Genomic DNA, 20,439 nt, shown 5'->3' with positions numbered 1-20,439 from the left:
TTAACCCACCTTTATAAAGTTTTTCTCTTTAACGGCACTCATTAAAGAAACAGTATCAACAATCAAAGCAACCCTGCCGTCACCTAATATAGTAGCACCAAAAAAGCCTTTTACTCTATTGACAATGTATCCCAATGGTTTTATAACAACTTCTGAATTCCCTATAAGATCGCTCACAGATAAAACTACATTTTTATCAGAGGTTGAAACGACTACAAGGAAGTTTTCATTAAAATCTTGTTTGCCTGGAGTTTCAAATATATCAGCAAGCCTTAAGACTGGCAAAACCTCACCTCTAAAAAGCGTTACCTGCTGCGACTGTATTGATTGTACCTCTTCTTCTTCTAAGAATCTTGTTTCAAGAACTACGTTTAAGGGCAAAGCATAAACCTCCTTGCCAACTTTAACAAGCAAAGCCTGAATAATAGCAAGTGTAAGAGGGAATTTTAGGGTAAAGCGAGTATATTCTCCCAACTTGCTGATCAAAGAAACGGAACCGTTTAACCTTTCTACCACAGATTTTACGACATCAAGGCCTACACCTCTGCCGGAAACTTCAGACACCTTATCGGCTGTAGAAAATCCTGGCAGGAAAAGGAGTTCAAACAGCGCCTGATCGTCCATCTGATCTAAGATATTTGGAGACACTATGTCTCTCTTTTTTGCCTTTTCCCTTATTTTATCCGGATTTAAGCCTCTTCCATCGTCTTCAATCTGAATAACAACATAACCTTCTTCCTGTTTGGCAGATAACTTAAGCTTGCCTCTCTCAGGTTTACCTTTAGACTTTCTTTCTTCAGGAGATTCGACTCCGTGATCAAGTGAATTTCTAATAAGGTGGACAAGAGGCTCACCAATCTCGTCTATTATAGATTTATCAAGCTCTGTTTCCTCGCCCGAGACGATAAAGTCTATTTGCTTATTCAATTGATGCGAGAGGTCTCTAACCAGTCTTGGGAATCTCTCAAATATGTGCGACACAGGCAGCATTCTTGTTCTGAGTATCTCATCTTGAAGCAGGTTAATAGTCCTGCCCATATGGGTGGTAACCTCAGAAAGCGAGGTTACAGAGTCAGATCCTGAAAGGGCCTCTCCTACGTCTTCGCTAATCTTTATAAGCCTCGTCCTGTCAATGACAAGTTCTCCGACAAGGTTCATCAGATTATCGAGTCTTTCAACACTAATACGTATAGTTTGGCTTTTTTTGAAATCTGTTTTAACTTTTATTTCACTCTTTTCATCCTTTTCGATATTCTCTTGGGAAACACTTTGAATTTGCTCTGTTCTAGCCGATTCATATGGCAACACCTCTACCATCTCAACCTCAGCTATGCCTTGAACGACGTTTTTTATTTCCTCTTCAGTTGATTTTGTGACGATGTAATATGTCAGATCAAGGTCGAACTTCTCCTGCTCAATTTCTGTAACAGCTGGAAGAGTTTTGAATATCTCACCGAGCTGTTCAAGAGATTTCAAGACCATATATGCCCTGGGGTACTTCATCTGGCATCCTTGAGCAAGAGAAAACTTCACAACAAAAACGTTAAGCCCTTTTATAAACGCCTCGTTAATAACTCCCGTTTCAGCTTCGTTAAGCACATCTAAAGAACGCACTACGTTTTTTTCTATTACAGAATCAACAGTAGGGATGCTGAGTTCTGATGGCGATGTTTTGGCTTTTTCAATCATTGACACAAGCTCTGATGAGTCTATATCTCCATTGTGTCCCTCTTCTATATCGTCAACAGCTTCTTGTATAAAATCCAAACCCTTAAAGAGGATGTTTATAATGTTTTGATTAAGAGAAAGCTTTGAGCTTCTAACCATATCCATAAGGCTTTCAAGGCTATGGGTAAACTTAGCAAGCGAATCAAAACCAAGCGATGACGAAGAGCCCTTTATAGTATGAGCCGCTCTAAAAAGCGATTGTATAGCGTCTGTGTTATTAGGTTGTTTTTCTAACTCTAAGAGAGATTTTTCAAACTGCTCTATGAGCTCTTTAGTTTCTTCTAAAAATATAGACCGATATTCATTTACGTCAATATCCATAAATGCCTCCTATTTGCCTGCCTCAAGCATCTTCAATCCATCTTCTTCTTCCCCTTTGAACATTAAGTTGATGTCTAGTAAAACTATCAACCTTTCGTCAACTTTTGCAACACCCTTTATGTACTCTGCATCAATTCCAGAAAAAATTGGCGGAGGCGGCTCAAGAGAATCTGAAGAAAATCTAAGTATCTCAGTAACAAGATCTACAATGAAGCCTACAATATTGCCTGAAGTCTCTACAACTATTACTCTGGTATCCTTTGTTCGCTCAGTTTGTCCAAGCTCAAATCGCCTTCTAAGATCGACAATTGGAACTATCTTGCCTCTCAGATTTATAACCCCTTCGACAAAACCTGGTGCCTTTGGCACCCGCGTGATGTCTTGAATCTTAATTATCTCCTGAACAGATGAAATCTCGATTCCATAAAATTCCTTTGCAAGCTTGAAAACCACAAGCTGGATCTCATAAACATCAGATGTTAAAATATCTTTTTCCAAATTAAAAACCCCCTTTAAATTCTTTTTTTAGCTTTTCTAAATTCAAGATAAGATCTACCTTTCCCTTAGGAAGACTGAGCTTCCTGCAAATTTCAAATTCTGACATACCTTTATTAAAAAGCCCTATAACATCATCATAAACGCCGTTTTGCTCCAAGGATTTTGGCAAAATATTTTCAATATCAAGATCGGTATATTTTTCATCCGCTTGCTCAAGGTGTTCAACCTTTAGCGCTTCATCTGACTCAAGAGTTTTCACCCTTCTCAAGGAATCTTTTAACTCATAAAGTATTTCCCTCATCTCACTCTCAAGCTCTATAATCTCGCTTTCAGAAGGAAGCTTTGAATAAATATCCCTCAACCTCACCTCTCGCGAGTAAAGAAAAAAGATAGATGCGCCAAGAATAACAATCTGAAACAATAAAATTAATAGCTCCATTTAAACCACCACATTGAGTCCTTTGTTATTCTTGCCCTGTTCACCCTTGGTCTGTCTATGCGACACCCTTTTTATTGAGGAAGATTTTTCAGCTTCCTCTGTCTTTTTAACCTTATTTCGATTTTCCTCAAGGATCTTTTGAAATTGAATAGCCATTGATTGCTGAGCAGCATCAACTCTTGAACCGGGGTTGGCAAGCTGTGCCCTCCCTGATTCTGTTATTTGCATAAGTACCCCTTGCATATCAACAGAGCTAATCATTCATATCACCTCTTATCAATATTTTAAGTATATCATCAAATTAAAATATATATGACTCACTGGTCAATACTCTTTTTGCCCTTTAATAGGTAGATTTTTGCAATAATTTTTGCAACCGATTCATATAGTCCTACTGGTATATCGTCACCAATATTAACTTTATACAGGTCTTTTAAGAGATTGGGATCTTTTATCTCAGGAATGTTGTGCAATCTTGCCATATTTATAATTCTCTCAGCAAGCTCGTCTTGGCCCTTAGCTACAACTCTTGGGGGCCCTTTAGATTTATCATATTTTAAAGCCACGACTCTTTTCTTGACTTAGATCACCTTCTTTTTTCCCTTATATACCGTTGCCAAAATACTTGCAACAGCTTTATAAAACTTTTCGGGAATTTCGAAGTTGATTTCTACCTCTTTAAAAATCGACCTCGCCAAAATTTCATTTCTTATTAGTGGAACATCGTTTTCTTTAGCTATTTGCATAATTTTTTCAGCTACGATGCCCATTCCTTTAGCCACGACCTTTGGTGCTCTATATTTCTCTGGATCATAAAATATAGCAACTGCAACGTGAGTAGGGTTTGTAATGATTACATCGGCCTTTGGAACCTCTTGCATCATCCTCCTTCTCGCCATTTCACTTTGCAACCTTTTTATCCTGGATTTTACGAGAGGATCCCCTTCTGTGCTCTTATATTCCTCTTTGATCTCTTGTTTGCTCATCCTAATGCCCTTTTCATATTGCCATCTTTGAAAAAGATAGTCAATCAATGCAAAGAAAAACAACACTATCATAGTCTTCACAAGAATTGATGAAACAATTTCTATAACGATTTGAAAACTTTTGTGAATATCTATGAAGGAGAGGTTTAAGATTTCAGGAAGAACAACCAATAGAGAAGATATTAAAATATATGCAAGGATCAATATCTTAATAGCTGGCTTCAAGACTTGATCTACAAATCCCCTAACAGAAAAAAGCCTTTTGAAGTACTTTAAAATGTCAAGATTAGAAAATTTTGGAATAAGAACTTGTGGCGTTATTACGAAACCAACCTGCAAAATATTTGATAACAATGACATAAAAAGAGCCCCAATCACGGGGGGGACCATAAGAACTAAAAAAGCAATCAAAAAATTATGATATTGAACGTTTAAGTCAAGGGTATCAAAAGCTAAAAAACTCTTCCATAGATTAAACCAGCTATTAAAAAATGTAAATAAAAAGAACTGTAAAATCATGTAACTTCCAAAAAATACAAGAATGCTAGAGAGCTCTTGAGATTTCGCTACCTGACCCATTTTTCTGGCCTCTCGCCTTCTTTTGTCTGTAGCCGGCTCTGTCTTATCTCCCTCATCGAAGGGCATTGATTAGCTCCATTGAAACAGTGTTCATATAATTAAAACATTGGTTTATAAAAGGCAGGGCAAAACCCAAAAATATAATAATCATCATAGTGGTAATAAGAATTTTTAAAGGAAGCCCTAACAACAAGACGTTTAGTTGAGGCGCAGTTCTTGCCATTATTCCTAAACTAAAATCTATCAAAAATAAAATTAAAACAACCGGCAAAGCCATCTGCAATCCCGCAATCATCGCCCACATTAAAGTGGTCATTAATAGCTGGTATGAGGGTCCTGGTTTGATAAATTGACCCACTGGCAAGATATAATAGCTTTCAACAAATATTTTTAAAAGAAGATAGTGAAAATTTCCTATTAAGAACATCAAAAGTCCCAGTAGCGTAAAAAAATTGCCATAAACAGATGTCTCAGTCCCCATTTGAGGGTCATAGAACGCAGCCATACCCATTCCAGATTGCATATCAAATAACCCGCCCGCGAATTCAAGGATCCACAAAAATAAATAAAATATAAAGCCCATCCACATTCCTATCAAAACTTCAAAAATTGACGAAAAAATAAAGATTATGGGATTATCTGGGACATTAATCTTCATGTTCATTGTAATCAATATAGAAAAGATAAGAATTATCAATATTTTAACTTGAGTCGGTATCACCTTTGTGCTAAAGAACGGAGCGACAGCAAAAAAGCCTGAAAACCTAAGTATCGGCATCAAAGAGCGAATCACCATATCCCAGAAAAGGGATATATCGTTCATTTTATGATATTAGGAATATTTTGATAGAGTCTTATTATATAGTCTGTCAAAACGTTTAAAGTGAATGGGCCCAATAAAAACATAACTATAATGACTGCTAAAAGTTTTGGAACAAAAGATATGGTAATATCCTGAAGCTGTGTTGCAGCCTGAAATATTCCCAAAAACAGACCGATAAACAAAGCAACAAATAAAACTGGGGCTGTTATTAGAAGAAGAATTAACATTGCATTCCTCGAAAGGTCGAGAACAAGCCCCTGGCTCATCAGATCTCTACCTCACCTCGTCCGATTGTCCTAACTAAAAATTTCCTTTTCATAACGTCAAAAATGACTGTTCTGGCAAAGCTTCCGCCTACATCCTTACTTAGAAGTTGGATCCCATTTTCTTTTAAGGAATTTTCCAGGGCCTCGGCATTCCTTCTGCCTATATCCAAAAGAGAAGACTCCGAAACATTAAACATCTTTGACCCGCCAGCCATTTTACAACTAATATTCATACTCGAACCATTTTTCTTTAATTGCTCTAAAAGATACATTACCGCAGTATCAGCATATTTAGCAGGCATATCCACCTTGCCATTAGAAGATGGAAGCATTACATGAGCCATAGCAGCCATACGTTTTTTGTTGTCAATAAGCACCAGACCTAAACAAGAACCAAGACCTCTCGCACAAAGAATATCCCCCACCTGACCCACAGCCCATTCTCCCATACCACAAAAATACTCAGCCATATCAAACACCCATTCCAATTGACTCTAAAAGTTTTATTAAAGAATCTGGTTCAAACAAAACGGCCAAAACTCCAGCAATTCTTACGCCATAAGCAACCATGCTTGTCTGTATAATCAAAACTCTATCGCCCACAGCAGTTAAGGATATAATGCCGTCTAAAAGTGCACCGTTCATATCTACTGCCACAGCAGGAGGGCTAATATCGAATGTCATACCAGTAAAAGAGGATAGGGCAGTTATATATGATCCAGACATAATGTTGCCTATTTCAGAAATCGCAGACATTGTCATCTCATCAAACTCAAGCTCATCTGGATTCATACCCATAAGCATGCCTGCTATTGCCTTTGCGCTTTGGACTGGCCAAAGATATAAAACGTGGCCCTTTAGATTGCCAGAAATTGCTAAATACACAGCTGCCACTTCCTTTTCTGGACTGCCAAAGATATTAGCAGCCTCATTAAAGGTGGCAAGCTTCGCCTCCACTACCTCCATATTTATCTCGGTATTCAAGAAAGAAGACAGGGCAGTAACAGCATTGCCGGCACCAATGTTGCCTAATTCTTTTAAAGCATCTAAGTGGTCAGCTTCAAGCTTTTCGTATCCCATGGAACCTCCTCAGACCTTTTTATATATAAATGACGAGACATATTCCAAGGAAAATCTTCTTGCATTAAAAACTCGCTCGGTGGCTCCCACAAAAAGAATTCCCCCTAATTTAAGACTCTTGCTAATATTTGCATAAACCTTCTCTTTTGCCTCTTCATCAAAATATATTACCACATTTCTGCAAAGTACAATATCAAAATCCAATCTTGGAGGTTCACCCAGAATCAAGTCTCCCCTCACAAATGTTGTATTCTGCTTAATATCGTCGTTAACCTGATATTTTTCATCTGGAAATTTCTTGAAATACTTTTCAAGCAGTTGCGCTTTTGCGCTTTTAAAAAAATCTTTCGTATAGATTCCTATCTTAGCTTTTTCAAGAGCTTCATCGTCAATATCAAGCCCCCATATATGATACTTTATGCCTTTAAAATATTCATTAAGTATTATTGCAACGGTGTATGCCTCTGCCCCCACAGAACAACCAGCGCTGTAAATTTTCAACACGTCTGTTTTTTTTGATAGTTCTGGTATGTATTTTTGTAGCTCTTCAAAAAGCTCTGGATTTCTGAAAAACTCAGACACGTTTATGGTAAATTTTTTCTTAAACTCTTCCAACGCCTTTGGATTCGACTTAAGGTAGCCTAAATACTCTCCAAATGTCTTTATGCCTAAAAAGCTCATCCACAGAGTTACCCTTCTTCTTACCTGGTTTTCTCTGTATAAATGCAATGGAATGCTTGTTAGCCTGAATATCTCTTCAGTAAATTCTTTATATTCCTTTTGATCGTCCATTATTCACTCCCTAAAATATTCTAATCTTTAACAAATTCCATTATAGCATTAGGTATACCAGATAAATTTACTATTTTGTCTTGTAAATTTGAGCGAACAATTGAGCCAGGCATTCCATAAACAACACAAGAACTTTCATCCTCTGCGTAGATCTTGCCACCCGATTCTCTGACTATTTTCGCACCACTAGTACCATCAGATCCCATACCAGTCATTATAACTACCAAGAGTTTTTCTCTAAAGACTGGGCCAAGCGTTTCAAGCGTCATATCCCCTGCCGGCCTTAGGCCAAAATAAGCTTGAGTTTTATCATCTAAATATATTGATTTGTCATTTTTTACTCTCAAGTGGTATCCGCCTTTTGCAACAATTCCTGTATTTGACAAAAGCAATTGCCCGTCCTCAGCTTCGCTTATAGGAAAGGGACAGATTGTATTTAAGCTATCTGAAAAAATCTTTGTAAATCCGACAGGCATGTGCTGGACGATTATCAGCGATGCATCAAAATCTGGATCTAACTCTGACACGACCTTTCTGATTTGTGGAGGAGCACCTGTAGATGCGACTATTGCAACAGCCTTATTGGCAATCTTTCTTTCTATTTTTATGGGCGTTTTTTTAGGTGGCAAACACTCTATGCATGGCTTTACTCTAATCTTTCCCCTTGCAAGATAGGCTGCTCTGATTTTTTTTAACAATTCATCCTTAGCAGACATAACTCCAAGAGGGGGGTTAACCTTAGCAACATAATCAAAGGCACCATAGTTAAGTGCGTCTACTGTTACCTGAGCCCCCTCTGTTGTAGAAGAGCTAAGCATTATAAAAGGAGTTCCGCTATCAGATAATTGTTTCAAAACATCCAGTCCAGAGCCATCGGGTAATATAACATCAAGAGTAACTACGTCTGGTCTTAAAGAAGTTATCCCATCTATGGCGTCTTTTACCTTGCCAGCTTCGCCAACTACCTCTATATCGCTTTCCTCAAGAAGCATTCTTTTGAGAATTGATCTTATGACTAATGAGTCTTCTACTATAAATAGTTTTATTTTAGACACTACAGCCTCCTAAATTGTAAAACTTGCAATCAAACTTTTTACCAAAAGGGACCAGCCATCAGCCAAAACGAAAAGAAGTATCTTTAGCGGCAAAGAAATCATAACAGGTGGAATCATCATCATTCCCATAGACATAAGTATGCTTGCAACTGCAAGATCTATTATAACAAAAGGTAAATATATTACTATACCAATTATAAATGATGTTTTTAATTCGCTCAATACATATGCGCTTATGGTTACTGTTGGAGGAATATCATTTACAGAATTTGGCCTAGGGGATCGAGAAAGATCTATCATTAAGGACAGGTCGCTCTTTCTAGTATTGTGAAGCATAAAGTCTCTGAGTGGGACATATCCTTTTTCAATTGCGTCTTGAAAAGTGATCTGGCCTTTTTGATATGGAGTATATGCGTCTTGCTCAATTTTCTGGATTATAGGGGTCATAATAAAAAGCGTAAGAAACAAAGAAAGCCCTATTATAATCTGACCAGGTATTATTTGCTGCACACCAAGGGCGTTTCTTAAAAAACCAAATACTATTATCAGTCTCAAAAAAGAAGTGGTCATCAAGAGTAATAGTGGCGCAAAAGCAAGAATGGTTAGAATGAATAAAACTTTTAAAGAATTTGCAATATCGTTTGGCGAACCAGCGCCTAAATCGATATTTATATTTGGAGCGGCATTAGCTGTATGAGAGCAAACAACCAATCCCAAAAGAAAAAATAAAAATATAAAATTTTTTTTCACTGTTAACTATTATTTAACTGTTTTACTTCTTTTTTTAACTTTCTCAATACATCCAAAAAACTGCTTTTTTCCAATTTTTTTTCTTTAATATCTTTTTCTGGAAAAATTCCTATAGTTTCAAATTCTCTTAAAAGTTTTATGTCGCCATCTTTAGACACTGACAACAGAAGATATTTATCCATAACTTCAACTATAAAAAGCTCAGAGTATGATAGGGTTAACTTATCAACTACTCGGACAAAGCCGTTAGTTGATTTTGGTATAGAATAGCTGACCTTAAGCTTTCCCTTTAGTCTTCTGATAATTAACATTGGAACAAGAACTAATAAAATCAAAAATATTGAAAACCTAATGAGATAGCCCATAATATCGGGAGCGGATGAATTATGTTGATTTTGGGAGTTGTCTACCGTTAAACCCAGAGAATTATCCTTTGACGGATTGTTTTGATTTTGAGCCGCGTTAGTACTTTCTACAACATTATTCGTCTTTGCTTCTTCAGGGCTATTTACTTTTATATTATCATTTGAGGAGATTTTATCGAGTTGGTGATATTGAGGTGAAGAGTTTTGGGTGTATTGTATTGGTTCTAAGTTATTAGAGCTAGTATTGTTCGCAGCTTTAGAGGTCTTATCTATAGAAATAGCCTTTTCTTCGATTGGGGTGTTTGTTTTACTTAGATTGTTTTTATTTTGATTGTCGTCTGTATTTAGCACATATATATCTTTAGGATTGTTTACCCCAAACTTTATAGAAGGCGTTGAGTCAGTTTGAAAGAAGGAAGGAAGCGGCCCATTTATATTTTTTTGGGCTGCAAACGCGTTTGACGATAAAAGCGCTATAAATAAAAATATATATATAAAGCGCATGATCAATTTAAGAAAGGGCCTTCCTAACTGCCTCCAATACTCTGTCTGGTTGAAATGGTTTTACAACAAAATCTCTTGCTCCAGCTTGTATGGCCTCAATTACTATTGCTTGCTGACCCATTGCAGACACCATTATAATCTTAGCATTGGAATCAAAAGCCTTAATCTCCTTAAGAGCCCAAAGACCGTCTCTTTCAGGCATAGTGATATCCAACAAAGTCAACTCAGGCTTGAGTTCTTTGTATTTTTCTAAAGCTTCTAAACCATTTACTCCCTCACCCACCACCTCATGACCATTTTTTGTTAAAATGTCCTTTAACATCTTCCTCATAAATGTAGCGTCATCAGTAATCAATATTTTTGCCATAGTTTCCCCCTATCATAAGTTTTAAGGTAAAAATATTATTGCATAACAAGACTTGTAAAGTAAACATCTTTTACAACATCGCGTCCTACAATTTGGTTAAACTTTTGAAATAATATCTGTCTAAGCCTTTCCTTACCCTGAGAAGTTATCAATTCCTGATATGTCTGGCTCGACAATATAATTATAGCAGCATTTCTTAATTGTGGAGTCAGGGCATCCAGGATAGGTTTGGCCTTCGGTTCTAAAACAACTTTTTTACCTTCCCCGCCTGCAGCTTCACTTTTAAGAGGTATCTCTTCGTTTAGTTCTAAGACAATGCTAGCCTTTAGAAACCTTCCATCCTTCGTATTCACCACAAACTCTTGGAGAGGATAAGTAAAAAATATTGGTTCTTGTTTTTCTTTTGGGGCTGGCTTTGGAGTCAACATATTTGCAACATAAAAGCCTATCCCACCTCCCAAAACTATCAAAACTACAAGAGCTATTAACATCTTTTTATTTGAGAACAATTTCATTTTATCCTCCTAAATATCAAATTTCTTTATTTCTTTGTTATAAGAATATCAATTCTTCTATTTTTTTGTCTACCAGCAGCAGTGTCATCTGAGGCTACGGGTCTGGTATCTGCATACCCAGCTATCACCAACCTTGAGGAGGATACGCCTTTTTCTATAAAATATTTTGCTACTGAGGCAGCCCTTGCAGCAGAAAGCTCCCAGTTGGATGGAAATTCTACTGTATGTATAGGAACGTTGTCAGTATGGCCCTCAACATATACTTCATTGTCAATCTTTTCTAAAACTGCTGCGATCTTTGTGAGAAGTGGAAAGGCATCAGTTTTGAGATTAGCTTTTCCAGAGTCAAAAAGTATCTTGTCAGTTAAGATAGAGATTAAATAACCCCTTTCAGTTTGAATAACTGAAAATTGGTTAGAGTTTAAAGACTGTCTTAGAATCTGAGCTATTTTTAAAGATGCATCCTGTGCCTTCATTGCAGAATCAGGCATTACAGGAGCGCTTTGTGTAGTTGAACCAGGTTCTCCAATAACAGATGAACCCCTGTCAAGGATAGTGTAACCTCCAAACGCCTCTCTTAGCGCTTGTGCGGTTGCAGCAAATTTGGAAGCGTTAAGGGTAGCCATAGAAAATAGCAAGATGAAAAAAGCCATTAAGAGCGTGATCATATCTGAGTAGGTCAAAAGCCACCTCATACCACCAGCGCTATCATGACCTCCTCCGCCTCCACCTGAACTTTTCTTTTTTTTAGCCACCAGGCGATGCTCCCATCATATTTAAGAGTTTTGTAGCCTTTTTTGGATTGCTAGACGTAAGCTCGGACAACACATCAGATGCTTCTTTATTATCCATATAGCTAAGCACCTTTGCAGCCTGGGTATCGTCCATGTTTTCTATTATCTTAGCAGCATCGGAAGGATCCATATTGGAGAGAACCCTTGCGTCTCTTTGTAACTTCAGCACCTCTTGCTGCTTCACCTTATCTGCTGCGGACTGGATAATATTTTTTTGACTATTGGTAATCGAAGCACTATTGTTGGCATTGTTTTGAGATGCGTTTAGGGCGGGTGATATTGTTGAAGGTGTCTGTTGTTGAGTTTGATTTTGAGAGACATTAGCACTCTCAGACTGTGTTTTTACAGATTTTTGTGGTGGTAGAAAAGGAAATTTCACCGTGCCGCTAAAATAGAGTCCAGCAGCTGTGCCAATAATAGCAATTATTAAAAATCCTACGATCATTAACCATTTCATTAATAGAACTTTAACTCTCCTTCTTCAATTCTAACGCTAACGCCTCTCATCTCCTCCGATATCTCTTGAGATATATCGGCGATTGTTAAAATTACTCCTGGATATATTATATCTGAAATTATCCTTCCGCTCTTTCTTTCTTCTTTTGTTTTAATTATCTCATCTTTTACCTTTTTCAAAGATTCTATCTGACCCAAATATGATTCTATAGTTTTCTGAATATTTTCAAGAGAATCTAATTGAGCTTGAGGAAATTTGTCCTTTTGCCTCTTTTTAAGATAAAGAAATCTATCTTCTATTTCTTTAGCCTTCTTAACCTGAGCTTCAATAGACTTTATCCTGTTTAAAATAGTTTCTAATTTCTCCTTTAGACCTGGAACTATTCCTGCGCTTACCTGGGTTTTTGTATGTTTATAAGATCCGATAACTCTCGACCTAATTTCAACACCGGCTTCTACACTGCCGCCTGTAATTTGAGAATTTCTGCCCTGCATAATAACCTTACCGCCAGCCATGATGCTGGAAAAAAATGCCTCAGACTCTATTAAGACATCTTCGCCTGCAACAATCTTGCCATTATGAACAAATCTAATATTGACCGATTTTCCAGCTTGAATAAAGCCATTTGACCCTCCCTCAAAACCCGATCTTACTACCACATTGCCCTTTGCCTTAATTGTAGACTCTTCAACTATGCCAGCTACCATTACATCCCCATCTGCCTCAACAGAAAATCCTGATAAAACGCTGCCTTTTATGTTGACAGATCCATTAAAAACAATATTTCCCGTTGAAAAGTCTATATCCTTGTCTATGTCAAGGGTGTGCAATACAACAATTTTACCATCAATGAGTCTTGGGGTACCTGCAGCTTCTGCAAATATACTAAGTCCATCTTCTGACAACTTTGTCCCTTTACCAGCCACGAATTTTGGATTGAATGGTTTCTTTGGCATTAAAACCCTCCCAGTAACATCGTGCCCAGGCTGTCCCTCTATCGGGGGAGTTTTAACTGCAAGAAGATCTCCTTCTTTAGTGTTATATACAAATCCTAAATCAAAATAGTCTACATTTCCAGTTTTGTCTTCTTTGGGTTTAATTTGTGTTTTCAATGGAAATTTGTACTCAACTTTTCCATCTACAGGACTTGTAGGACTCTCTCCTTTTGCAACAGTAAATATCGAGCCTGGCTTTGCAATAGCCTGATTTAGAGCTTCTTCATCTATGCCATAATTTATTCCGCCCTTTTTGAGATATTGTCTCATATCTTCAAGGGAGGGCAAGGTTTCTCCTTCTTGAACTCTTATACATATAGTGGCCAACATTTTATCAACAGAAAGATCTAAATCTAGATTCATACATCCCCCTCTAACTGTGATTTTAGTTTTATCAGAGCCTTACCGTGAATCTGAGATACCCTAGAAATCGATATATTTAAAATCTTTGCGATCTCGTCTAAAGAAAGATCCTCATAATAGTATAGATCAATAATTTGTTTTTCTCTATCTTCAAGGCTATCAATAGCCATTGATAAATCAATCGAAGAATTTTCTGAAGTGGTTAACTCATTTCCAAAGGCAGATGGCGCATCAATCTCAACATACCAATCAAGCAGCTCTTCTTGGGTTATGCTCAGATAGTCTGCGATGTCTTTGTCGCTTGGATTTTTGTCAAGTGAGGATTTTAGCTCGTTAATTGCTCTATCTAATTTTTTTACCTTAGAACGAGTCCCTCTTTTCAATGGATCTAGTTCTCTAAGCCCATCTAAAATTGCCCCTCTAATTCTGTGTGTAGCAAATGTTTCGAATTTAAGACCTCGAGATTCTTCGAATCTTTCAATTGACGTTAATAAACCGAAAATTCCATAGTTTAAAAGCTCTTCAAACTCAACTTTGCCCTGTATATTTGTATATATCTTTGCTGCAATTCTTTTTACTAACGATAGATAATTAAGAGCGAGCAAATTCCTGTTTTCTTGAGTTGTAGAATTTCTATATTTTATCCAAAGGGCTTTTTCATCTAACATTTTCGTTCTTCAAAAATAAAAATGAAATCAACCCGTCCACCTTATCCTTTCAAACTGTTTGCTTTATAAATAGTTTATCAGATAATCTATTATTTATAAAATTAATCATCAAATTCTATACCTTTTTGTTTCATTTCTCTCTGTTTATTAAAAATATATCTAATGATTGAGTCCTGTATCCCCCTTGGTATTTCAACAAAAGAGAAAGAAATATATCCAATTTTATTTTCTTCATCTTTATGTGAATTAATAAATTTTATTTTTTGATTTATTTTTTTCTTTTTATCAATTTCAAATTCGATAAACGTTATAGCCTCTTCTTTTATTAAAGTTAAAATCTTTTCGTAGTCATTTGGCTTTTTGTCTTTTAATATCAGCCTAACCTTTATACCGCCCCCAGAAAGGTCGTGCGCATTTCCCTTAAAGCTGATAAAGTCTTTGTCATTCATGTTTTTTTTAATTTTTAAAACTACATCCAAGTCTGTAATTTTAAGCCTAAAAAAAACTCTTCTCTCAATCTTCTTTACTTCTTTTGGTACGTTTAATGCAAATAAAAATAAATTTGTATTAGAATCCTTTTTTCTTCCTAAAACAGCGCTCTGAAATTGATAAATTGTCTTTCCCTTTTTTACGTCAACTAATACGAGATCTCCTTGTGCCAAAATAAGAGGGTATCCCTTGTCCATAGGAGTCTCTATCCAAAGGATTTCTTTATTGTCTTCTAAGTAAGATATTATAGATCCGTAAGGACCTTCAAGTTCATCTTTAGATACAGATCTCTTAATTAAATATATATCAATCTTTGTTGTAGATTTATAAAACTCATCCGGATTATTAACTTTCTCGATAATATCATCTGGCAATTATGACACTCGCTCCTCAAGCATTTTTACATAATCGATTAAAGTTCTTGAGTATATATTGTTAATATTTAACTCGCTCAAACACTCAAGAGCTCGCTCGGAGTAGTTTTTCGCTAAATTTACACTCTCTTTTAGAACTTCTTCATTTCTAACCATTTCAATTATTTTATTTAAGTCGTCTTCCGTTTTGTTTTCTAACAATAATCTCACTTCTTTACTCTTCTTTGAGAGCAATAGAACAGGAAGAGTAACCACGCCTGACTTCAAATCTGAACCGGGCAGCTTGCCCAATTTTTTCATTTCACCGGTAAAATCTAAGATGTCGTCAATTATTTGAAATGCGATGCCCAAATTTAGCCCAAAATCAGCAAAAATATTTCTTTTTTCTACAACATCAATTGTCCCCAGAAGAGCAGAAGAGCTTATCAGTTTTGCAGTTTTGTTAATACACCTGATGATGTATCTTTCCACTGGCACTATTTTAAAAAGGTCTTCTTGTTGCATCACTTCTCCCTCAGCCATGCGCATTATTACTTCTGCCATAAGGCTTACAGGCTCTTTATTTGGCAACAAAGAAAGATAATGAGTTATCTTTGCCAGGATAAAGTCTCCTGAGAGAATCGCAACCTTGAATCCATACTTGCCATTTACGCTGGGCATGCCTCTTCTTATATTGGATTCGTCAATAACATCATCGTGTATAAGCGTAGCCAGGTGTATACCTTCTACAACTGCTGCGTATTTTACAACTTTATCTAGATCTTGGTTCATACAAAGCGCGCTTAAAAAAACTATTGCCGGTCTAATTCTTTTACCACCTGCGTCAAGCAAATGCAAAGATGCCTTTCGTAAAGTATCTACATCAGTTTCTAATATTCTTGAGAGTTCAATTTCTGATAATTTTATATGAGATTTTAGTTCTAATTTTACCGTTATAGCATTCATAAATTATCATCAATTAAGTCATTATTTGGTGGAGAGGTATAAGCATCCAAAACCTTATCAGTACCATCTAATTTTTGGAGTTTTACTCCCTTTGCACTTCTTGAAAGTTGCTTTACCGAATCAATATCAATTCTTATAACTTTGGCTTTTTCTGTATATATTGTTAAGTCTTTATTCTGTTCATAATTCAATATTGTAGCAAGACTTGACTTTGCAACCCTAACTCCTTTTGTCCCTCTGTTGTGACCTGTAAAATTCTTATTGCTAACTCTCTTGCCATTTCCATCCTTATCAATAACTATAAAAAATTCTGAATCTGGAACTATGCCTAACAGTTTGTCGTCCTTAGAGAGTCTCATGCCGATAACGCCATGTGAATTATTTCCCATACTTCTCAAATCCTTTAAATTAGCCAGGGTTGCAAACCCTTTGCTGGAGTAAAGCAAGAATCTCTCTTTACATACCATACACGCGCCTACAACAGATTCAGAATCAATAAGTTTTATCGCAATTACTCCATTTCTTCTCTTTGAGACAATATTTTCAAGTTTTATTTTTTTTAAATAGCCTTTTGATGTCGAAAGTATTATGTCTTTTTTTATTTCATCATCTTTAACCTGCACCATAAATGTAATTTTTTCGTCCTCTGAAAGTGGCAATATATTCGCTATGCCTGTACCTCTGGATGTTCTTGTAAATTCTGGAATACTGTAAGCAAGGAGTGTATAGGCTCTACCTCTTGAGGATATAAATAATACTTTATCTTTGTTTGATAGAGTTATTGAAGTTTGAATTCTATCTTGAATTGCACTGCTCTTTTGAACTCCGTCTATGCCTTTCCCGCCTTTATTTTGCCTTCCATAAACTTCGTTTTTCATCCTTTTTATAAATCCTAATTTGCTTATTGTAACAATTACTTCTCCTTCAGGGATGTCCTCTTCAACGATGTCGTCTTCTTCAAAATCCAAAGAGATCTCTGTCCTTCTCTTGTCAGCAAAATTTGATTTTATTTCAAAGAGTTCTTTTTCCAAAATTTCTAAAAATTTTTCTTCATTGTTTAAAGCAAATTCTGTCTCTTTAATTTCTAACAAAGTTTTTTCAAGATCCCTAAGAATTTTTTCTCTTTCTAAAGATGTCAATCTTTGTAATCTTAGGTCTAAAATGCCCTGAGCACCTTCTTCTGTTATTTCAAGAAATTCGCATAGCGACTTCTTCGCTTCTGCTGGATTTAAGGATTTTTTAATTATCTCTATAACTTGATCTATTTTATCCAAAGCTTTGGACAGAGCATCTAAAAGAATCAATCTTTTTTTCAAGTCTTCAAGGATTTTTTCCAGTCTTTTCCTTTGGATATCCTTTCTAAAGGTGAGAAAATGTAACAAAACATCTTTTACTGGCAAAACCTTTGGAACTCCAGCAACCAAGGAGAGCATTATTACGCCAAATGTCACCTGCATCGTAGTGTGTTTATATAGATTTTTCATAATTTTTTCAGAGTTGGCATCTCTTTTAAGCTCCAAAACAACCCTTATTCCTTCTCTGCCAGATTCATCTCTTACTTCTGAAACTCCATCTAATCTTTTTTCTTTAATTAGCTGATCAATCTTTTCAACTAAAATAGCCTTATTAACAGAATAAGGAATCTCACTTATAACTAATTTATTTATTTTAGAGCCCATTTCTATTTGATATTTTCCTCTTAAGATAACCTTTCCCTTGCCATTGAAAAAATATTCTCTAATGCCATTTTTTCCTACTATTATTCCTCCTGTAGGAAAATCAGGACCAGGTAATACTTTTAATAATTCCTCTTCCGATGTTTGAGGATTTCTTAAAATTAATAAAAGCGCGTCAATTAATTCCCCTAAATTGTGAGGAGGAATAGAAGTAGCCATTCCAACAGCTATTCCAGAAGCGCCGTTTGCTAAGAGTTGCGGAAATTTTGCAGGCAAAACCTCTGGTTCTTTTAAAGAGCCATCAAAGTTATCTTGCATGGGCACAATATTGAAATTCATTTCTGACACAAGCGTATTCGAAATCTTTGATAGTCTTGCCTCAGTGTATCTCATAGCAGCTGCACTGTCTCCATCAAGAGAACCAAAATTGCCATGACCGTCAATCAATGGGTATCTATAAGTAAAATCCTGTGCCATTCTCACAAGAGCATCGTATACTGCAGTATCACCGTGAGGGTGGAATTTTCCTAAAACTTCTCCTACTACTCTTGCACACTTTTTGTGTGGTTTATCGTAAGTCATACCCATCTCGCTCATAGCATAAACAATTCTTCTTTGAACGGGTTTTAGACCGTCTCTTATATCAGGTATTGCTCTACCAACAATTACGCTCATAGCATAATCTAAGTATGAATCTTTTATTTCTTCTTCTACTATTCTCATTATCTCAGACATCTAAGTTTTTTACCTCCCGAGCATATCTTTCAATAAAAGCTTTTCTGTATTCGACATTATCTCCCATAAGTATTTCGAATATCCTATTTGCTTCACTTGCATCATCTATACAAACTCTTAACATTGTTCTTTTGTCAGGATCCATTGCTATATCCCAAAGTTGAGTGGGAGTCATTTCCCCTAAACCTTTAAATCTTTGTATCGAATCTGGATTTTTTATTTCTAAAAGTATGTTATTTAATTCATCGTCGCTCATAGCATATCTTCTTTCTTTGCCCTTTCTAATCATATATAGCGGTGGTTGTGCAATAAATATTTTGCCCATTTCTATCAGTGGACGAAAATATCTAAAAAATAAAGTTAATAGTAAGGTTCTTATGTGTGAACCGTCTACGTCAGCATCTGTCATTATTATTACCTTGTGAAATCTTAGATTTTTAATCCAATCTGTTGTGGTTCTTTCTTCTTCGTAAAATGGTAAACCAATTGAAGCTGCAAGGGCCTTTATTTCTTGGTTTGCTAAAATCTTATCTATATTTGCTTTTTCTACGTTAAGTATTTTTCCTCTAAGTGGTAATATGGCTTGAAATCTTCTATCTCTACCTTGTTTTGCAGAACCACCTGCGCTATCTCCTTCTACAATAAATAGTTCGCATTCTTCTGGTTTCTTTGATGAGCATAGAGCTAATTTACCAGGTAGAGAGATGCTTGTCGTAAAATCGTGTTTCTTTCTTACCATATCCCTTGCTTTTTTCGCTGCTTCTCTTGCCTCTTTTGCAGCTAGGGATGACTTGATTATCATATTTGCTATTTCTGGTTTTGATTCTAATTCTACTATAAATTTTTCCATAAGCTTTTCTACAGCAATCTTAGCTTCTAGAGATGATAATTTAGTTTTTGTTTGACCTTCAAATAGTGGTTCTTTTAATTTTACTGATATTACAGCGGTTAAACCACATCTTATATCTTCACCTTGAAAATTTTCTTCTTCTTTTAGAAACTTTTTATCTTTTGCGTACTGATTTGTAAATTTTGTCAGCGAATTTTTAAAGGCGGTTAAATGCGAACCTCCCTCTTTTGTGGAAATATTGTTTGCAAAACAGATTATGTTTTCATATGTTGAATCAATATGTTGGAGAGCAATATCAACGTATACTTCATCATATTCTCCCTGAATAGCTATAGGCGGATAGTATAGAGTTTTGGAATTTTTATTTAAATACTCTACAAATCCAGATATTCCCTTATCATCATAAAAAACTTCTTTTTCATCAATTCTTTCATCAAAAAATTTAATTGTTAATCCAGGATTTAGAAATGCGATTTCTTGAAATCTTGATTTTAGATCGTCTACATCCCATGTAATATCCTTAAAAATTTCTTTGTCAGGTAGGAAATTTATTTTGGTACCATGATTGTTGCTCTCACCGATTATCTTTATGTCAGAAGTTGGAATGCCCTTAGAAAATTCTTGTGTAAATATTTTACCGTCCCTATAAACAGTTGCAACGAATTTTTCAGACAGGGCATTTACAACAGATACACCAACTCCATGTAACCCGCCTGACACCTTGTAGACCTTATCATTAAACTTTCCGCCTGCGTGTAGAGTAGTCAATACAAGTTCAAGAGCATTTTTGTTTGTTTGTTCGTGTAAATCTGTGGGTATTCCTCTTCCATCATCTTCTATTGTTACAAAATTTGATTTATGAATTTTTATTGAAATATTTTTACAGTATCCAGCCATATATTCATCTACTGAATTATCAATCACTTCATATATCAAATGTAATAAACCTTTTAGACCTATTGAACCGATATACATTCCCGGTCTTTTTCTTACTGCTTCCATTCCTTCTAAGACTACTATATCTT

The 20,439-nt window shown here is 35.9% G+C and carries 24 protein-coding genes; all 24 read right to left on the bottom strand.

Annotation, left to right across the window (positions count from 1 at the left end):
* On the bottom strand, window positions 1-2,049 hold the full coding sequence (locus V4762_RS00900; protein ID WP_347313877.1) for a chemotaxis protein CheA: 2,049 nt from the start codon (window positions 2,047-2,049) through the stop codon (window positions 1-3).
* Between the two features lie 9 nt (window positions 2,050-2,058).
* On the bottom strand, window positions 2,059-2,547 hold the full coding sequence (locus V4762_RS00895) for a chemotaxis protein CheW (RefSeq protein ID WP_347313876.1): 489 nt from the start codon (window positions 2,545-2,547) through the stop codon (window positions 2,059-2,061).
* A 1-nt stretch (window position 2,548) separates the two neighbouring features.
* A complete protein-coding gene (locus V4762_RS00890; protein ID WP_347313875.1) occupies window positions 2,549-2,986 on the bottom strand; it encodes a DUF6115 domain-containing protein in 438 nt (145 codons plus the stop codon).
* Window positions 2,987-3,247 carry a hypothetical protein gene (locus V4762_RS00885; RefSeq protein ID WP_347313874.1) on the bottom strand — a complete coding sequence of 87 codons (261 nt, stop codon included), beginning with the start codon at window positions 3,245-3,247 and terminating at the stop codon, window positions 2,987-2,989.
* A 56-nt stretch (window positions 3,248-3,303) separates the two neighbouring features.
* Complete coding sequence (locus V4762_RS00880) at window positions 3,304-3,552, bottom strand: EscU/YscU/HrcU family type III secretion system export apparatus switch protein (RefSeq protein ID WP_347313873.1); 249 nt, start codon at window positions 3,550-3,552, stop codon at window positions 3,304-3,306.
* A gap of 15 nt (window positions 3,553-3,567) precedes the next feature.
* Window positions 3,568-4,617, bottom strand: coding sequence for a flagellar biosynthesis protein FlhB (flhB, locus tag V4762_RS00875; RefSeq protein ID WP_347313872.1), 1,050 nt, complete (start codon window positions 4,615-4,617; stop codon window positions 3,568-3,570).
* Window positions 4,604-5,329 carry a flagellar biosynthetic protein FliR gene (gene fliR, locus V4762_RS00870; protein ID WP_347313920.1) on the bottom strand — a complete coding sequence of 242 codons (726 nt, stop codon included), beginning with the start codon at window positions 5,327-5,329 and terminating at the stop codon, window positions 4,604-4,606. The genes flhB and fliR overlap by 14 nt, the downstream gene beginning before the upstream one ends.
* A gap of 41 nt (window positions 5,330-5,370) precedes the next feature.
* Window positions 5,371-5,640: a flagellar biosynthetic protein FliQ gene (locus tag V4762_RS00865; RefSeq protein WP_347313871.1), complete on the bottom strand. Its 270-nt coding sequence runs from the start codon at window positions 5,638-5,640 to the stop codon at window positions 5,371-5,373.
* Window positions 5,640-6,110, bottom strand: coding sequence for a chemotaxis protein CheD (locus V4762_RS00860; RefSeq protein ID WP_347313870.1), 471 nt, complete (start codon window positions 6,108-6,110; stop codon window positions 5,640-5,642). The genes V4762_RS00865 and V4762_RS00860 overlap by 1 nt, the downstream gene beginning before the upstream one ends.
* A 1-nt stretch (window position 6,111) precedes the next feature.
* Window positions 6,112-6,720 carry a chemotaxis protein CheC gene (locus tag V4762_RS00855; RefSeq protein ID WP_347313869.1) on the bottom strand — a complete coding sequence of 203 codons (609 nt, stop codon included), beginning with the start codon at window positions 6,718-6,720 and terminating at the stop codon, window positions 6,112-6,114.
* 9 nt (window positions 6,721-6,729) lie between these two features.
* Window positions 6,730-7,512 carry a CheR family methyltransferase gene (locus V4762_RS00850; protein WP_347313868.1) on the bottom strand — a complete coding sequence of 261 codons (783 nt, stop codon included), beginning with the start codon at window positions 7,510-7,512 and terminating at the stop codon, window positions 6,730-6,732.
* 20 nt (window positions 7,513-7,532) lie between these two features.
* On the bottom strand, window positions 7,533-8,567 hold the full coding sequence (gene cheB / locus V4762_RS00845) for a chemotaxis-specific protein-glutamate methyltransferase CheB (RefSeq protein ID WP_347313867.1): 1,035 nt from the start codon (window positions 8,565-8,567) through the stop codon (window positions 7,533-7,535).
* A 9-nt stretch (window positions 8,568-8,576) separates the two neighbouring features.
* The gene (gene fliP, locus V4762_RS00840; protein ID WP_347313866.1) at window positions 8,577-9,317 is read right to left on the bottom strand and encodes a flagellar type III secretion system pore protein FliP; all 741 of its coding nucleotides are present in this window, start codon (window positions 9,315-9,317) and stop codon (window positions 8,577-8,579) included.
* Between the two features lie 2 nt (window positions 9,318-9,319).
* Window positions 9,320-10,186: a flagellar biosynthetic protein FliO gene (locus V4762_RS00835; protein WP_347313919.1), complete on the bottom strand. Its 867-nt coding sequence runs from the start codon at window positions 10,184-10,186 to the stop codon at window positions 9,320-9,322.
* A gap of 7 nt (window positions 10,187-10,193) precedes the next feature.
* Window positions 10,194-10,553, bottom strand: a complete 360-nt coding sequence (locus V4762_RS00830; protein WP_347313865.1) for a response regulator — start codon at window positions 10,551-10,553, stop codon at window positions 10,194-10,196.
* Window positions 10,554-10,588: 35 nt separating this feature from the next.
* Window positions 10,589-11,068 (bottom strand): flagellar basal body-associated FliL family protein, encoded by a 480-nt coding sequence (locus tag V4762_RS00825; protein ID WP_347313864.1) that lies wholly within the window; start codon window positions 11,066-11,068, stop codon window positions 10,589-10,591.
* Between the two features lie 26 nt (window positions 11,069-11,094).
* Window positions 11,095-11,823, bottom strand: a complete 729-nt coding sequence (locus V4762_RS00820; protein WP_347313863.1) for an OmpA family protein — start codon at window positions 11,821-11,823, stop codon at window positions 11,095-11,097.
* The gene (locus V4762_RS00815) at window positions 11,816-12,319 is read right to left on the bottom strand and encodes a MotE family protein (protein ID WP_347313862.1); all 504 of its coding nucleotides are present in this window, start codon (window positions 12,317-12,319) and stop codon (window positions 11,816-11,818) included. Before V4762_RS00815 ends, V4762_RS00820 begins: the two co-directional genes overlap by 8 nt.
* On the bottom strand, window positions 12,319-13,677 hold the full coding sequence (locus tag V4762_RS00810) for a DUF342 domain-containing protein (RefSeq protein WP_347313861.1): 1,359 nt from the start codon (window positions 13,675-13,677) through the stop codon (window positions 12,319-12,321). The genes V4762_RS00815 and V4762_RS00810 overlap by 1 nt, the downstream gene beginning before the upstream one ends.
* Complete coding sequence (locus tag V4762_RS00805) at window positions 13,674-14,345, bottom strand: sigma-70 family RNA polymerase sigma factor (RefSeq protein ID WP_347313860.1); 672 nt, start codon at window positions 14,343-14,345, stop codon at window positions 13,674-13,676. The genes V4762_RS00810 and V4762_RS00805 overlap by 4 nt, the downstream gene beginning before the upstream one ends.
* A gap of 101 nt (window positions 14,346-14,446) precedes the next feature.
* Entirely contained in the window at window positions 14,447-15,208 is a 762-nt protein-coding gene (locus V4762_RS00800) for a flagellar brake protein (RefSeq protein ID WP_347313859.1), read from the bottom strand.
* Window positions 15,209-16,153: a polyprenyl synthetase family protein gene (locus V4762_RS00795; RefSeq protein WP_347313858.1), complete on the bottom strand. Its 945-nt coding sequence runs from the start codon at window positions 16,151-16,153 to the stop codon at window positions 15,209-15,211.
* Window positions 16,150-18,564, bottom strand: coding sequence for a DNA gyrase subunit A (gene gyrA, locus V4762_RS00790; RefSeq protein ID WP_347313857.1), 2,415 nt, complete (start codon window positions 18,562-18,564; stop codon window positions 16,150-16,152). Before gyrA ends, V4762_RS00795 begins: the two co-directional genes overlap by 4 nt.
* Window positions 18,557-20,416 (bottom strand): DNA gyrase/topoisomerase IV subunit B, encoded by a 1,860-nt coding sequence (locus V4762_RS00785; protein WP_347313918.1) that lies wholly within the window; start codon window positions 20,414-20,416, stop codon window positions 18,557-18,559. Before V4762_RS00785 ends, gyrA begins: the two co-directional genes overlap by 8 nt.
* Between the last annotated feature and the right edge of the window lie 23 nt (window positions 20,417-20,439).

It is taken from the genome of Thermodesulfobium sp. 4217-1 (assembly GCF_039822205.1).
Lineage (GTDB): Bacteria > Thermodesulfobiota > Thermodesulfobiia > Thermodesulfobiales > Thermodesulfobiaceae > Thermodesulfobium.
Note: the sequence above shows the minus strand (reverse complement) of the source record. Positions and strands in the feature narration are given on the sequence as shown.